At 59.1% G+C, this 14610-nt stretch carries 17 protein-coding genes; 11 read left to right on the forward strand and 6 right to left on the reverse strand.

Annotated elements, in window-relative coordinates; genetic code table 11:
• Positions 1-28 precede the first annotated feature (28 nt).
• Both GOX21_RS17680 and GOX21_RS17685 read left to right on the forward strand, forming a co-directional pair.
• Positions 29-739: a DUF599 domain-containing protein gene (locus GOX21_RS17680; RefSeq protein WP_170379329.1), complete on the forward strand. Its 711-nt coding sequence runs from the start codon at positions 29-31 to the stop codon at positions 737-739.
• A gap of 35 nt (positions 740-774) precedes the next feature.
• A complete protein-coding gene (locus GOX21_RS17685) occupies positions 775-1122 on the forward strand; it encodes a hypothetical protein (protein WP_170379331.1) in 348 nt (115 codons plus the stop codon).
• A gap of 3 nt (positions 1123-1125) precedes the next feature.
• On the opposite strand, the gene GOX21_RS17690 is transcribed toward GOX21_RS17685, so the two are convergent.
• The 4 genes from GOX21_RS17690 to GOX21_RS17705 form a co-directional block, all read right to left on the reverse strand.
• Entirely contained in the window at positions 1126-1611 is a 486-nt protein-coding gene (locus GOX21_RS17690; RefSeq protein WP_170379333.1) for a flavodoxin family protein, read from the reverse strand.
• A 1-nt stretch (position 1612) separates the two neighbouring features.
• Positions 1613-2083 carry a 23S rRNA (pseudouridine(1915)-N(3))-methyltransferase RlmH gene (gene rlmH / locus GOX21_RS17695; protein WP_170379335.1) on the reverse strand — a complete coding sequence of 157 codons (471 nt, stop codon included), beginning with the start codon at positions 2081-2083 and terminating at the stop codon, positions 1613-1615.
• Positions 2084-2127: 44 nt separating this feature from the next.
• Complete coding sequence (gene rsfS, locus GOX21_RS17700) at positions 2128-2487, reverse strand: ribosome silencing factor (protein ID WP_058276550.1); 360 nt, start codon at positions 2485-2487, stop codon at positions 2128-2130.
• Between the two features lie 164 nt (positions 2488-2651).
• Complete coding sequence (locus GOX21_RS17705) at positions 2652-4001, reverse strand: mechanosensitive ion channel family protein (protein ID WP_170351860.1); 1350 nt, start codon at positions 3999-4001, stop codon at positions 2652-2654.
• A 90-nt stretch (positions 4002-4091) separates the two neighbouring features.
• Here GOX21_RS17705 and GOX21_RS17710 point away from each other — a divergent pair, with 90 nt between their 5' ends.
• From GOX21_RS17710 to GOX21_RS17740, 7 genes are all read left to right on the forward strand, one after another.
• Positions 4092-4190 (forward strand): isopropylmalate isomerase, encoded by a 99-nt coding sequence (locus GOX21_RS17710; RefSeq protein ID WP_170351859.1) that lies wholly within the window; start codon positions 4092-4094, stop codon positions 4188-4190.
• Between the two features lie 53 nt (positions 4191-4243).
• On the forward strand, positions 4244-5647 hold the full coding sequence (leuC, locus tag GOX21_RS17715) for a 3-isopropylmalate dehydratase large subunit (protein WP_170379337.1): 1404 nt from the start codon (positions 4244-4246) through the stop codon (positions 5645-5647).
• 37 nt (positions 5648-5684) lie between these two features.
• Entirely contained in the window at positions 5685-6239 is a 555-nt protein-coding gene (locus GOX21_RS17720; RefSeq protein ID WP_170351857.1) for an HdeD family acid-resistance protein, read from the forward strand.
• Between the two features lie 42 nt (positions 6240-6281).
• Entirely contained in the window at positions 6282-6887 is a 606-nt protein-coding gene (leuD, locus tag GOX21_RS17725) for a 3-isopropylmalate dehydratase small subunit (protein ID WP_170351856.1), read from the forward strand.
• A gap of 331 nt (positions 6888-7218) precedes the next feature.
• Complete coding sequence (locus GOX21_RS17730; RefSeq protein ID WP_170361854.1) at positions 7219-8049, forward strand: hypothetical protein; 831 nt, start codon at positions 7219-7221, stop codon at positions 8047-8049.
• Positions 8046-9089 carry an endonuclease/exonuclease/phosphatase family protein gene (locus GOX21_RS17735; protein WP_170379339.1) on the forward strand — a complete coding sequence of 348 codons (1044 nt, stop codon included), beginning with the start codon at positions 8046-8048 and terminating at the stop codon, positions 9087-9089. The genes GOX21_RS17730 and GOX21_RS17735 overlap by 4 nt, the downstream gene beginning before the upstream one ends.
• A 57-nt stretch (positions 9090-9146) precedes the next feature.
• Positions 9147-10040, forward strand: a complete 894-nt coding sequence (locus GOX21_RS17740; RefSeq protein WP_170379341.1) for a LysR family transcriptional regulator — start codon at positions 9147-9149, stop codon at positions 10038-10040.
• On the opposite strand, the gene GOX21_RS17745 is transcribed toward GOX21_RS17740, so the two are convergent.
• The gene (locus tag GOX21_RS17745; protein ID WP_170379343.1) at positions 10037-10564 is read right to left on the reverse strand and encodes a redoxin domain-containing protein; all 528 of its coding nucleotides are present in this window, start codon (positions 10562-10564) and stop codon (positions 10037-10039) included. The genes GOX21_RS17740 and GOX21_RS17745 overlap by 4 nt on opposite strands.
• A gap of 91 nt (positions 10565-10655) precedes the next feature.
• Here GOX21_RS17745 and leuB point away from each other — a divergent pair, with 91 nt between their 5' ends.
• The gene (gene leuB, locus GOX21_RS17750; protein WP_170361851.1) at positions 10656-11759 is read left to right on the forward strand and encodes a 3-isopropylmalate dehydrogenase; all 1104 of its coding nucleotides are present in this window, start codon (positions 10656-10658) and stop codon (positions 11757-11759) included.
• Between the two features lie 62 nt (positions 11760-11821).
• On the opposite strand, the gene GOX21_RS17755 is transcribed toward leuB, so the two are convergent.
• Complete coding sequence (locus GOX21_RS17755) at positions 11822-14005, reverse strand: transglycosylase domain-containing protein (RefSeq protein WP_170379345.1); 2184 nt, start codon at positions 14003-14005, stop codon at positions 11822-11824.
• A gap of 250 nt (positions 14006-14255) precedes the next feature.
• On the opposite strand from GOX21_RS17755, the gene GOX21_RS17760 reads away from it, so the two are divergent.
• Positions 14256-14594: a P-II family nitrogen regulator gene (locus GOX21_RS17760; protein ID WP_170351849.1), complete on the forward strand. Its 339-nt coding sequence runs from the start codon at positions 14256-14258 to the stop codon at positions 14592-14594.
• Positions 14595-14610: the final 16 nt, after the last annotated feature.

Below are 14610 nucleotides of genomic sequence, written 5' to 3' on the forward strand. Positions count from 1 at the left end.
TCTCTTGGCCGCGCGTAGTGTCGCGACCATGACCTGGATTGAACGCGCCCTGGTGTTTTCACCACTCGACTATGCGGCCATTTTGCTGCTGTTTTGTGCCTGGCAGTGGATCGGCTGGCGGATCGACAACCCTTCACCGCGCAAAAACTCCGTCACGATGATGATGGATGATTTTCGCCGCAACTGGATGCACGAGATGGTAACGCGCCAACCGCGCATGTTTGATGCGCAGATGGTTGGCACCATGCGGCAGGGCAGCACGTTTTTCGCCTCGACCACGATGATTGCCATTGGCGGCGGGCTGGCCTTGCTGGGCAATACCGAACGTCTGGCCGGAGTGGCGCAGGATCTGGCCATAGGCAGCGCCCCGGCCTTGGTCTGGGAGATCAAGATTCTGATTGTACTGGCATTTCTGTCCAACGCGTTTCTGAAGTATGTCTGGGCGCATCGCCTGTTCGGCTATTGCGGGGTGCTGATGGCCGCCGTGCCCAATGACCCCGAAGACCCGCAGGCCTATCCCCGCGCCGCGCAAGCCGCCGAGATTTGCGTTACCGCCGCGCGCAGCTTCAACCGTGCCCTTCGAGCGACCTATTTTGCGCTGGCCTCGGTGACATGGATATTGGGGCCGGTTGCCCTGATCATCGGCACCACCGTCACCTTTGGCGTGTTGTACCGGCGGGAATTTGCCTCGCATTCACGATCGATCCTGATGGACCTGCCACCCAACACAGGTTCGTGATGACGCGGGTGCGTCGCACACCCTATGGTCAGCGCATGCGATACCTGATTCTCAGTGCCTTTCTGGCCAGCCCTGCCCTTGCCGATCCGTCGGTGATCGAGAATGTCTCAGCCCGTCAGAGCGGCGATACCTGGCGATTCGACGTGACGATCCGCCATCCCGATACTGGCTGGGATCATTACGCCGATGGCTGGCGCGTGCTGGATATGGACGGCGACGAGCTGGGCATGCGCGTGTTGCACCATCCACATGAGAATGAGCAGCCCTTTACCCGTTCACTCAGTGGTGTCGTGATTCCCAAGGGCGCTACTCAAGTGCAGGTTCAGGCACGGTGCAATGTGGATGGCTGGAACGAAGGCACCACGGTTGTTGATCTGAACTGAGAGTCAGAAAACACCCAGACTCAGACCTGCGGCCAAGGCGGCGCCGATTTCGCGACATTTTTCCAGTTGATCACCAGGGATGGTCTTTTCCGCCAAGATCGCCTTGGGCGATTGAGCTTGGGTACAGATGATCAGGGGCGGTTGCACCTCTTTCAACCGCCAGCCGGTTGCGATCCGGGCCATTTGGCGCGCGGCGTTCTCGCCATCGGACCCGGCGCACACCATCTGGGCATAGGGACGGCCTTCGATCTTGCCCAGTACGGGATAATAGCTGCGGTCGAAAAACTCTTTCATCAAACCCGAAATCGCGGCCAGATTCTCGGGCGCGCAGAACAGGTAGCCATCGGCGCGCAGGAGATCGTCCGGTCCGGCCTGATCGGCGGGTTTCAGGATGGTTTCAGCCTCATCATGCGCGGCCTCAGCCGCGGCTTCGGCCATTTGCCGGGCGCCGCCGGTGCGCGAATGGTAGACGATCAAAAGCTGCGCCATGTCAGACCCGGTGGTAAGGGCCGCCCGACAGGATGGTTGCAGCCCGGTACAGTTGCTCGGCCAGCATCACACGGACCAGCATATGGGGCCAGACCATTGACCCGAATGAGATAGAAAAATCGGCCTCGTCCCGCAGATTAGGGTCTATTCCGTCCGCCCCGCCAATGATCAGCGCCAAATCCTGACGCCCGGCATCGCGCCATCCGCCCAGTTTCTTGGCAAAATCCGGCGAGGACATCACCCGCCCCCGCTCGTCCAGTGTGCAGATCACTGCGCCCTTGGGCAGAGCCTTACGCAGCAGCGCGGCTTCCGCCCCCATGCCTGCGTTTTTCTTGTCCTCAACCTCGATCACCCGCGCAGGACCAAGGCCCAGCGCGCGGCCGGTCCGGTCAAATCGGGTCAGGTAATCATCAAGCAGGGACTTCTCCGGTCCGGCACGCAATCGCCCGACCGCACAAATGCTTATACGCATATTTCTCTCGCCGCCGACCTGTTAATGCAGGCCGGGATGGCGCCTCAGTTCGCCGAGGCGCTGCCGCCCTGAGGCAGCCACATCTTTTCCAGCTGATAGAATTCACGCACTTCGGGGCGGAAGATATGGACGATCACGTCGCCCGTATCGATCAACACCCAGTCGCCGGCATCCTTGCCTTCGACCTTCGAGGTGAAACCGAATTCCTGCTTGATGCGATCCGTCAACTTTTCCGCCATGGCCGAGACCTGACGGGTCGACCGACCCGAGGCAATCACCATGTGATCCGCAACCGAGGACTTGCCTTGCAGGTTGATCTGCACGACATCTTCGGCCTTGTCATCGGAAAGTGAGGAAAGGATACGTTCAAGCAGCTTGTCGCTGATTGACTGAGAGTGAGCCATTACATTGGCCCGGTCATCGGCGGGCAAACCCGCCTGGGTATGTAGAGACAGAACATAGTCCTCCTTTGCTGCGCGCCGTAAAACCCCGGCGCCGGGGTACTAATAAGGTAACAAGGGGAATGCAACATTTCAATGAAACGCCGCTATGCGGGGCGCACAGGGGATCACTCTTTGGCGACCTGTTGCGTGGCTGCGTCGGACAACAACCGAACCTCGCGCTGTGGGAAAGGGATGGAAATACCTTTGGATTTAAACGCATCCCACAGGGCCAGATAGACATTGCCGCGTATATTGGTCAGGCCCTTGGTCGGGTCACTGATCCAGAACCGCAGGACGTAATCCACGCTGCTGTCACCAAACCCGGTGATGTGGCAGACCGGCTCGTGCTTACCGCCACTTAACACGCGCGTCACGGATTTGACCGCACCGATGGCCGTTGCACGGACATTATGCGGGTCGTCGTCGTAGCTGGTGCCGAACTCCAGGTCCAATCGCACGAATTTGTCGGAATGCGACCAGTTCACCACCTGATTGGTGATCAGATCCTCGTTCGGAATCAGGTATTCCCGCCCGTCCCGCGTCACGACCGAGACATAACGCGCGCCCAGCGCATTGATCCAGCCGAACGTGTCGCCCAACGAGATCACGTCGCCCGGCTTGATCGACCGGTCCATCAGGATGATGATCCCGGATATCAGGTTGGACACCACCTTTTGCAGCCCGAACCCGATCCCCACACCAATCGCACCGGACAGCAGCGCAATACCGGTCAGGTCAAACCCAAGCGTGCGGATGGCTGCCAGAAAGACAGCGCCATACAGCAGCACCTGAATGCCCTTGGCCAACAACACCTGCATGGATGGGGTGATATCGTCATTGTTCATCAGCCCCCGCTCAGCCGCGCGGGTGCCAATACGGGCCAGCGTCAGCAAAATACCGATCAGCAGAACCGCCTTGATGATCCCCAGCGCCGAGATGTGCAGATCGCCAATGGAAATCGCTACCCCGTCCAGAAAATCGGCCACGTCATCGGTCAGATTCAGCGCAATCAGTGTTGCATAGACCCACATGGCCCATTTGAATATCCGCCGCAGGGTCCGGTTGCGCACCAGCCGCGCCACCAGGGCAATGGCCAGCCATGCCAAGGCCAAAGTCGCAAACACACCGATAATGTAACTGCGCGACGGCCAGGTGACTTGCTGCATCAACAGATACAACGCCCAGGACATCACCACGAAATAAACCAGCGTCAGGCGCTGCATTAACTGTACCAATGTACGAAGCCGCCATTTTGGCCAGCCCGAGCGGGACCGGGCCCAGGTCTCCCACCGGCCTTGCGTTGCCAATTTCAAAAGGAGGGCCAACCCCCAAAGAACAACAATGATGACCAACTGGTGCTGTCGCCAACCGGGGGTGACAATCAGTTCGACAAGGTTTTCGAATTGCACGGAAAAGCCCGCGACCATGTTTTCATAAAGGTCCGACAGCGAGCTGGGGATCAGGTCCTGATTCATGGTTCCAGCTTGGACAGCGTTGCACAATGATGCAAGTCTGACACCGGATTGAACCTTGATTGACAGCAAAGCCCGATATATCTGGTGCGCATGAGACTCAATCTGGCCCCTGCACCCACGTTGCAAGACCGCACGCGCCTGCGTGAACGGTTCTTTGGGGCCGCCCGCACGGTTCTGGCCCGCCTATAAGGCGCGTCCAGCCACTCGCCAGCTATTTCTCATTTAAATACGGGAGAGGACCAATGTCCCCCAAAACACTCTATGACAAAATCTGGGATGCCCATGTCGCGCACGAAGCCGATGATGGCACCTGCCTGCTGTATATCGACCGCCACCTGGTCCACGAAGTGACCAGCCCGCAGGCGTTCGAAGGCCTGCGCATGGCGGGCCGCAAGGTGCGCGCCCCGGAAAAAACCATCGCCGTGCCGGATCACAACGTTCCGACTACACCGGATCGCGTGAACGGGATCGAAAACCCGGAATCGCGCATTCAGGTCGAAGCGTTGGACAAGAACGCCAAGGATTTCGGCATTCACTATTACCCAGTGCATGATGTCCGTCAGGGCATCGTGCATATCGTCGGCCCGGAACAGGGCTGGACCCTGCCCGGCATGACCGTTGTGTGCGGCGACAGCCACACCGCCACCCATGGCGCGTTTGGAGCGCTGGCCCACGGTATCGGTACGTCTGAGGTCGAGCATGTTCTGGCCACACAGACTCTGATCCAGAAGAAATCCAAGAACATGAAGGTCGAGATCACCGGCAAATTGCAGCCAGGCGTGACCGCCAAGGACATCACTCTGGCCGTGATTGGTGAGACCGGTACGGCTGGCGGCACCGGCTATGTCATCGAGTATTGTGGCGAAGCGATCCGTGATCTGTCGATGGAAGGCCGCATGACCGTCTGCAATATGGCCATCGAAGGCGGCGCGCGTGCCGGCCTGATCGCGCCGGACGAGACCACATATGAATATGTCAAAGGACGCCCCCACGCGCCGAAGGGTGCGCAATGGGAAGCGGCTTTGAACTGGTGGAAAACGCTCTACACCGACGAAGACGCGCATTTTGACAAGGTTATCACTCTGCGCGGCGAAGACATTGCGCCAGTCGTCACATGGGGCACCAGCCCCGAAGACGTCCTGCCGATCACCGCGACCGTGCCGAACCCCGAGGATTTCGAAGGCGGCAAGGTCGAGGCGGCCCGTCGTTCGATCGAATATATGGGCCTGGAAGCGGGCCAAAAGCTGAGCGATGTGGAAATTGACACCGTCTTTATCGGGTCCTGCACCAATGGCCGGATCGAAGACCTGCGCGCTGCCGCCGAAATTCTGAAGGGCAAAAAGATCAAAGATGGTCTGCGGGCCATGATCGTTCCCGGCTCGGGCCTGGTGCGCGCGCAGGCCGAAGAAGAGGGTCTGGCGGATATCTTCAAAGCAGCAGGCTTTGAATGGCGTCTGGCTGGGTGTTCGATGTGCTTGGCGATGAATCCGGATCAGCTGGCACCGGGGGAACGCTGTGCCGCAACCTCGAACCGCAACTTCGAAGGACGTCAGGGCCGGGGCGGACGCACCCACCTGCTGAGCCCGGCAATGGCTGCCGCTGCGGCAATTACGGGACGGCTGACAGACGTCCGTGAATTGATGTAAAGTCTCCTCATATCTAGATATTTGAGGGATTGAACACATGAGTGACTGGATCAAATGGTTCCTGCTGGGGCTGCTGTCGATAGCATTTGGCGTCTTTGCGCTGGGCAATGCGATTGCAGCTTCAGTTGCGGTGACGGTGGTGACCGGGGTGTTGCTGCTGATTGCAGGCGCGTTGCAGGTTGTCGGCGGGTTCACCGTCGAAGGCACCGGCAACAAGATCCTGTCTCTCATCATGGGTGTGGTGATGCTGTTTCTGGGCTGGTCTTTCCTGGATCACCCGCTGCAGGGGACCTTGACCTTGGCGACGGTGATGCTGGTTCTGTTTATGGCAGGCGGCATCGCGCGGGTCATTCTGTCGTTCCAAATGAAAGGAACGCAGTTTTTCTGGCCCACGATGATCTCGGGCATCTTGTCGATCGTCCTCGCCGCTATCATCTGGACGTATGTGGGCAAGGAACCCCAGGCTCTGCTGAGCATTCTGGGGATCTTCCTGGGCATTGAGATGCTGTTCAACGGGTTCGGATTGGTCTTCATGGCGCTCTTCATCAAGAACGCACCCAAAGACGAAACAATAGAAGCGAAACAGGCTTAAACGCGGGGCACGGGCGCAGCCTTCTCCCGCAGGAGTGTGAACATGGAAAAGTTTGACAAAGTCCACGGGGTGGCTGCCCCAATGCCACTGATCAATATCGACACCGATATGATCATTCCGAAAGTGCATCTGAAAACCATTAAACGGTCCGGCCTTGGCGTCGTGCTGTTTGATGAGATGCGCTATCACGATGACGGGCAGGAGAACGAAGAATTCGTCCTGAACCAACCCGCCTATCGTGAAACCGAGATTCTGGTGGCAGGCGACAATTTCGGCTGCGGCTCGTCCCGCGAGCACGCGCCCTGGGCAATCAAGGATTTCGGCATCAAGGTGGTGATCTCGACCAGCTTTGCCGACATCTTCTACAACAACTGCTTCAAGAACGGCATTCTGCCGATCGTGGTCGAAGAAGAACATCACGCGCTGCTGATGGAAGATGCCCATAAGGGTCAGAACGCCCGCATGACCGTGCATCTGGAAGATCAGCAGATCACAACATCGGATGGCGTCGTGATCGAGTTTGACGTCGACCCACACCGCAAACACTGCCTGCTGAACGGTTTGGACGATATTGGCCTCACGATGGAAAAAGACCATCACATCGACAAATTCGAGGATCACGCAGGCCAGGCCCGCCCCTGGGTGTGATTCTGTGGATGAATCTGTGGACACTCAACCTAATGGGGTCGCTTCGGCGGCCCCATTCGCATTCTTGGGGTTAAAAGCTCGAAAACCACAAGATGTAGGTATCAAATTGAGATACACGTCGGATTTGCGTCGAAAATGATGCAATCCCGCACCAGTTGCGCCATCATTTTGCCCGAAAGTACGTGTTTTCTGCACCCTGGCTTGAGCGAAATGTCGCTTATCGTCAATGTTGGCGAGACAGAGGCATCCGTCAAATAATTACGCGGCGGGCACAAGTTGGAACGTAAGTCGGCACAGAATCGGCTACTCCGGTTTGGAAAGGGTTCGGATAGTGATTGCGCGCACAACTGGGGCGGCAATTCGGGGAATAATGGTTGCACTGATGGTGCTAACCCCCGCGTTGTACTTGCCCGTATCGTCAACGAATGGCACCGAGATTGTCGTCTTTCTCGCCATTCTCGCATTCTTTCTGACGTTTGCTGAATATAACTCGGCCTTTCCCAGCTTTATCGAATTCCGCGACGCACCACCTGTGAACCGCCTGCGTTTTGTCGGGTTGATGTCGATGATCACTTTCCTGACGCTGATCTGCAAAAACGCCTATGCGCCCAGCGATCTGACCGGGCTTTTCTATGCGTTGGGGCTGGGCATCGCCAATGTTGTCGATTTCCCTTATTCGCCGGTTCGGCTGGTTGTGCTGGTGCTGCCCGCCGATGCCAACGCGCCGCTGATCGAATTGGTGCGTATCTCAGCCAGTGTGGCTTATGTTGCCGCGCTAGTGACCATTGCCAGCTTTGCCTATGCGGTGAAGATGCGCGGCTGGCCTACCGGCAACGGTGCGTTCAACGTCTGGACCAACCTGCCTCTGTTTGACCCGACCAAGGGCGGGGACGTCGTCACCCGCCTGCAACGGGACGGGCGCCTGAATATCTCGATCGGGGTGCTGCTGCCATTCCTGATTCCAGCGCTGATCAAATTGCTGACTGACTATGCCAACCCGATCTCGCTGAGCAATCCTCAGACCATGATCTGGACCATGAGCGCCTGGGCCTTCCTGCCCGCCTCAATGATCATGCGCGGCATGGCGACATTGCGCATCGCCAATCTGATCGTTGAAAAGCGCCGCGCCTATTCCACGGCTGAGTCCACACAGGCCGCATGATCCGCATTCTTCTTCTGTTGCTGTTGCCGGTAATGGCACAGGCAGAAACGCTGCGCATTGCCACCTTCAACACTGAACTTAACCGCGACGGGCCTGGTCTGTTGCTGCGCGATATCCGGCGCGGCGATCCACAGGTACAGGCGGTGGTCGACGTTCTGGTCGCCGCCCGACCAGATATCGTCAGCTTGCAAGGCATCGACTGGGATATGGACGGGCAGGCTTTGACTGCTTTGGTCGATCTGTTGCGGACCGCTGGACTGGACTATCCCCATCACTTCGCCGCCCAGCCCAATGCAGGGCTTGAGACCGCTTTGGATCTGAACGGAGACGGGCGCACCCATGGCCCGGCAGACGCGCAGGGCTGGGGTCGTTTCACCGGTCAGGGTGGGCTTGCGGTGCTGTCACGGCACCCTATCCGCACCGACACTGTGCAGCAGTTTACGGATCTGCTGTGGCGCGACCTACCGGGCGCGCAATTGCCAGTGACGGAAGACGGCCCCTTCCCATCGGAACAGGCCCAGCGCATTCAGCGCCTGTCTGCCGTGGCCCATTGGATCGTACCTGTGGACACACCCGTTGGTTCGCTGGATCTGATGACATTTCACGCCGCCCCACCAGTGTTTGACGGCCCCGAGGACCGCAACGGGTTGCGCAACCGCGACGAAATCCGCCTTTGGTCCGCAGTTCTGGACGGAAAATTGGGGCATAGGCCCCAAGGCCCCTTCGTGATCGCCGGAGATGCCAACCTGGACCCGACACGCGGCGATGGGCGGAAAGAGGCAATACAGGCGCTGCTGGCCGATCCGCGCTTGCAGGACCCACACGCAGATCAACCATTGGAGTCCCAGACTACTGTGGTCTGGAAGGCGGTGGGCGAAATGCGGGTGGATTACGTGCTGCCCTCGGCCGACCTGCAAGTTACCGCAGCGGGGGTGTTCTGGCCCAAACCGGGCACGCCTCTGCGCATCGCCGCCGAACAGGCCAGCAGACACCGGTTGGTCTGGGTCGACATTGCTGCGCCCAAGCAGCTTTCGCACTGATCCATTCATTTAACTTCTGTTATTGCCGCCAGACTCGGAACGTGTATTCATTTATGAATGGACAAATCTCTTACTCATGCCGACTGGTCTTTGATCCAAAGCTTTCTGGCCGTGGCTCAGACCGGCTCGCTTTCGGCAGCAGCGCGGCAGCTGGACCGAAGCCAACCTACGCTGGGCCGCCAAATCCACGCGCTTGAGGATGAGCTGGGCGTGTCCTTGTTCGACCGGCATGCCCGCGGCCTGAAGCTCAGCGATGTTGGGGCGCAACTGCTGCCGATGGCGCAACAGATGCATTCAGCGATGACGTCATTCAGCCTGACGGCGGCAGGTCAGGCACAGCAACTGGAGGGGACGGTGCGCATCACCGCCTCGGTCTTTGCATCGCATCATCTGCTGCCACCAATTCTGGCACAGATCAGGGCCCAGGAGCCGGCCATTCAACTGGAACTGGTGGCAACGGACACGATCGAAAACCTGCTGTATCGCGAGGCCGACATTGCCGTGCGCATGTATCGCCCGGAACAGATGGACCTGATCTCGCGCTATCTTGGGGATGTGCATCTGTGTTTTTGCGCGGCCCGCACTTATCTGGATCGCGCCGGGTGGCCAACACGCCCCGAAGAACTGTTCGACCACGATCTGGTAGGCTTTGACGCCAATGAACAGATCATCACTAAGATGCGCGCGCGAGGGTGGCCCGCCAGCAGGGACAGCTTCGCCACCCGCTGTGACCTGCAAAGCGCATATTGGCAACTGGTCCGTGCGGGATGCGGAATCGGCTTTACCCAGATCGAAGTGGCAAAGGCTGATCCGGATGTCGAAATAATACCGCTGGATGTTGATGTTCAGACATTGCCAGTCTGGCTGGCCGCACCGCAGGCCATGCGTCAGACCCCGCGCATTCGCAGGGTCTGGGATTTGCTGGCGGACGGGTTGAAGGCCAGCCTTTAAAGCGCGCCGGTATAGGTGCCGCGCGGCGGGTAGTTGTTGCCCAGAGTGAATTTCAGACCGCCAACAATGTCGGACATGGCAGGTCGGGCAAAGGGTGTGGTCTGTTGCCACGCATAATAAAGCATTCGATTCGGGGCGATGAAGAAATGACCTGGTTCGGCGAACAGGTCAGGTTCGGCGCTGCCTTCGCGCGCGGTTGAGATGTTCAGCCCCCAATCATCTCGCGCCGCAGCCATTGGCAGGCTGTGCCCCACACGCAGCCGCGAAACACCGGCTTTCTCGGCCGTTTCCGCGGCGCGCTCGGCCGTGTCTGTGGTGATCATGATCACTTCGATACCAAGCTCGGCAAATTCATCCAGCGCCGCTTCGACCTCGGCCATCTGCTTGATACAGATCGGACAGTGCAGGCCGCGATACTGAATCACCAACGTCCCATTTTCGCCCTTGCCAGTATCCAGATCGAAACGTCCATGGCTTATGGTTTCAATTTTCAGCTCAGGAACGGGGTTTCCCGGTATCAACATGTGTTTTCCTCGTGAATTGGCCGGATCGTCTCATTGACCCGATGCGGCGCAGACGCTAGGGCCTTTGCGACGAAACGCAAGGAGATCCTTCATGTCCAACCCCTCGCTCCTCATCCTGCCCGGAGACGGAATTGGCCCCGAAGTCATGGCCGAAGTGCGCAGAGTAATCGATTGGTTCGGCGAAAAGCGCGGCCTTCACTTTGACGTGAGCGAGGATCTGGTGGGCGGTGCGGCCTATGACGCGCACGGCAAGCCACTTTCGGACGAGACCATGGCCAAGGCGCAGGAAGTTGACGCCGTTCTGCTGGGCGCTGTTGGTGGTCCGAAATACGACGATCTGGATTTCAGCCTCAAGCCCGAACGCGGGTTGCTGCGTCTGCGCAAGGAAATGGACCTGTATTCCAACCTGCGCCCTGCACAGTGCTTTGACGCGCTGGCCGATTTCTCGTCGCTGAAAAAAGACATCGTCGCCGGTCTTGATATCATGATCGTGCGCGAGCTGACCTCGGGCGTCTATTTCGGCGAACCCCGCGGAATCTTCGAAGAAGGCAATGAGCGCGTCGGTATCAACACCCAGCGCTATACCGAATCCGAGATCGAACGCGCCGCGCGCTCGGCCTTTGAACTGGCGATGCGCCGGAACAAAAAGGTCTGCTCGATGGAGAAGGCCAACGTGATGGAATCGGGCATCCTGTGGCGCGAGGTCGTGGACCGTGTGGCCAAGGAATACCCCGAGGTCGAGCTGTCGCACATGTATGCCGACAACGGCGCGATGCAGCTGGTGCGCGCACCCAAACAGTTTGACGTGATCCTGACCGATAACCTGTTCGGCGACATCCTGTCGGATTGTGCCGCGATGCTGACCGGCTCGCTGGGCATGCTGCCATCGGCGTCCTTGGGGGCACCGATGGCCAATGGCCGCCCCAAGGCGATGTACGAACCGGTCCACGGCTCGGCCCCCGATATCACGGGTCAGGGCAAAGCCAATCCGATCGCCTGTATCCTCAGCTTTGCCATGGCGCTGCGCTATAGCTTTGATCAGGGCGAAGAGGCGGATCGACTGGAGGCCGCGATCGAGAAGGTTCTGGCTGACGGTGTCCGCACCGGCGATCTGCTGGCCGATGAGGGTGTTCAGCCGGTCTCGACCACCGAAATGGGTGACGCGATTCTGGCAGCGCTGGACAGCAGCCTCTGATCCGCTTTCACATCAGACAAATAAAAGGCGGTGCCACGCGCACCGCCTTTTTTATTGGTGCATCAGTTGCCGAATATATTGTTCAGCAGATTATTGATGGCATTTTCAAACCCACCCTGCCTGCGGCGTTGTCGCTGCGGCTGTGCCACCTGTTTAGGTGGATCCGGGGCCAGCATCGGCAGCGGTGTGGGTGTCATACCTTCGGTCACGCGCAGCATGGTTTCTTTCCAGATCTCTGCGGGCAGCCCACCCCCGGTAACTCCGGACAGGGGTGTGTTGTCGTCATAACCCATCCAGACACCGGCCACGTAATCCGCTGTAAATCCGATAAACCACGCATCCCGCGCCGCCTGCGTCGTGCCTGTCTTACCGGCCACCTGCCAGCCCGGCAGTTGCGCCCGTGCGCCGGTCCCCTCGGACACCACACGCTGCATCATCCAGGTCAGCTGCTTGGCGGCCTTGTCGTTGATCACCCGCTCACCAATGCCCGAACTGGTCACCATCACCGGCGTATCATCCTCCAGCAACTTCAACTCTGACAGGCCATAGGGTTCCACGGCCGAGCCGCCATTGAGGATACCGGCATAGGCACCGGTCATCTCGATCAGCGTGCTTTCCGACGCGCCCAGCGCCAAGGCCGGCCCCTGCGCCAGATCGCTGTCGATACCGAACTCACTGGCGACCGTGCGGACATTATCCAGACCGGCAACTTCGGCCACTTTCACTGCCGGGATGTTAAGTGAATTCTTCAGTGCATCTGCCAGCGTGACCCGACCATAGAACTTGTGGGTATAGTTCTTGGGACACCACTGACCGGACCCTGGAATGTTGACGCAATAGGGCTCATCCACAACCGTATCCAGCGGTGAATAGCCCAGCTCCAAAGCAGTGGCATAGACAAACGGCTTGAAGGACGACCCGGTCTGGCGCAATGCCTGCGTGGCGCGGTTGAACGCACCCGAGACCCGCGTCTGGCGCCCGCCGACCATGGCGCGTACGGCGCCGTCTGCCGACATCACCACAATTGCGGCCTGCGCCTTGGACCCTTCGCGGACCTTCTCCTGAAAGATGTATTTCAGCGCTTCTTCTGCCGATTTCTGCAAGCGCTGGTCCAGGGTCGTCTTGATCACCACATCATCCGTGGTATCTGCCCCAAAGTAACTGGGCAGCTCGGTAATGACCCAATCGGCGAAATACCCGCCGGCCCGTGCTGCTGCGGCCTCGGACAGTTGTGCGGGGTTGCTGCGGGCACTGCTGGCCTGCGCGGTTGTCAGATAGCCCTGCGCCTCCATCAGCCCCAGCACCAGACGCCCCCGATCCTGCGAGCGTTGCAGGTTGTTCGTGGGCGCATAACGCGTGGGGGCCACCAGCAGACCGGCCAGCATCGCCGCCTGCGCCGGGTTCACCTCGGCTGCAGAGATACCGAAATAGCGCTGGCTTGCGGCCTCGAACCCGCGGGCACCGGCACCAAGGAACGCGCGGTTGAGATAGATGGTCAGAATCTCATCCTTGGAATACTTGACCTCCATCGCAATCGCATAGACCGCTTCCTTGGCCTTGCGCCACAGCGACCCCTGACGGCAATCGGATTCATACGCAGCCTCGGACTCCCATTCGCTGGGCACATACGGCACGCCCAAGCAGAGCAGCTTGGCGGTCTGCTGCGTGATGGTTGATCCGCCATGGCCTGACAGCGGCCCGCGCCCCTCGCTCAGGTTGATGCGCACAGCACTGGCCACACCTCGGGGGCTGACGCCGAAATGGCGATAAAACCGCTTATCCTCGGTGGCGACGACAGCGTTTTTGAGGTGCGGTGAAACAGTGCCCGCCGTGATCACCCCGCCGAACTGATCCCCGCGCCAGGCAAAGACCTTGCCGTTGCGGTCCAACAGCGTGACCGACCCCCGCGCCCGACCGTCCAGCAGTTCATTCACATCTGGCAGCGTGGTGTAGACAACTCCAACAGCCAGCGCCAACAGCATCGCAACCACCGCGCCGACGCGCCAGGTTATGCCCCAGATCAACCGCCAGACCCACCGGAAGAAACGGCGGAAAATTCCCCCACCACCGCCACCGGATTTCCGGCGCGCTTTCTTACGCGTGGTCTTGCGCGTCGTCGTTTTGCGCGCGGCCGCCTTCTTGCCCGCGGGTTTCGCGGTGCGTTTGGTCGCCGCGGGCTTGCGCCCTTTCGACGGGTACCTTTTATCCGCGACAAGCGGTGCCTTTCGGCGCCTGGACTCAGTCATGCTCAAACTCTGCCCGGTTATCGTTTTGAGGCACAATACAATGCCACGCCGGTGAAGTAGAGGTCTGAAATTCCGGCAATCACCCTCTATAGCGTGCCTATTTATTGCTCAATTGTCACTTTTTGTGCAAAAATTGTGCACTTCCCCACGCATTCACCCGGCGTCGTCCCTCCTTACCCGTTCCTTACTGCGGTCAGGCACGCTCTTTTTTCTGCAGGTGCAAACAGACCGGACCGCAGAGGGGACCAACGTGAAACTGATTATTGCGACAATCAAGCCGTTCAAGCTTGAAGAGGTGCGCGAGGCACTGACCGACGCAGGCCTGCAAGGCATGATGGTGACCGAGATCAAGGGCTTTGGCTCTCAATCTGGTCACACAGAAATCTATCGCGGCGCTGAATACGCAGTGAATTTCGTGCCCAAAATCAAGTTGGAGATTGTGGTGCCTGCCACGATGGCCGACCAGATCGTCGAAACCATCACCAAAACCGCCCGAACCGGCAAGATCGGCGACGGCAAGATTTTCGTCCTCGATGTTGAGCAGGCCCTGCGCGTGCGGACCGGGGAAATGAACGAAGAGGCGCTTTAAGTGCCCTCCATTCCAA

It is taken from the genome of Ruegeria atlantica (assembly GCF_013032005.1).
Taxonomy (GTDB): domain Bacteria; phylum Pseudomonadota; class Alphaproteobacteria; order Rhodobacterales; family Rhodobacteraceae; genus Ruegeria; species Ruegeria atlantica_A.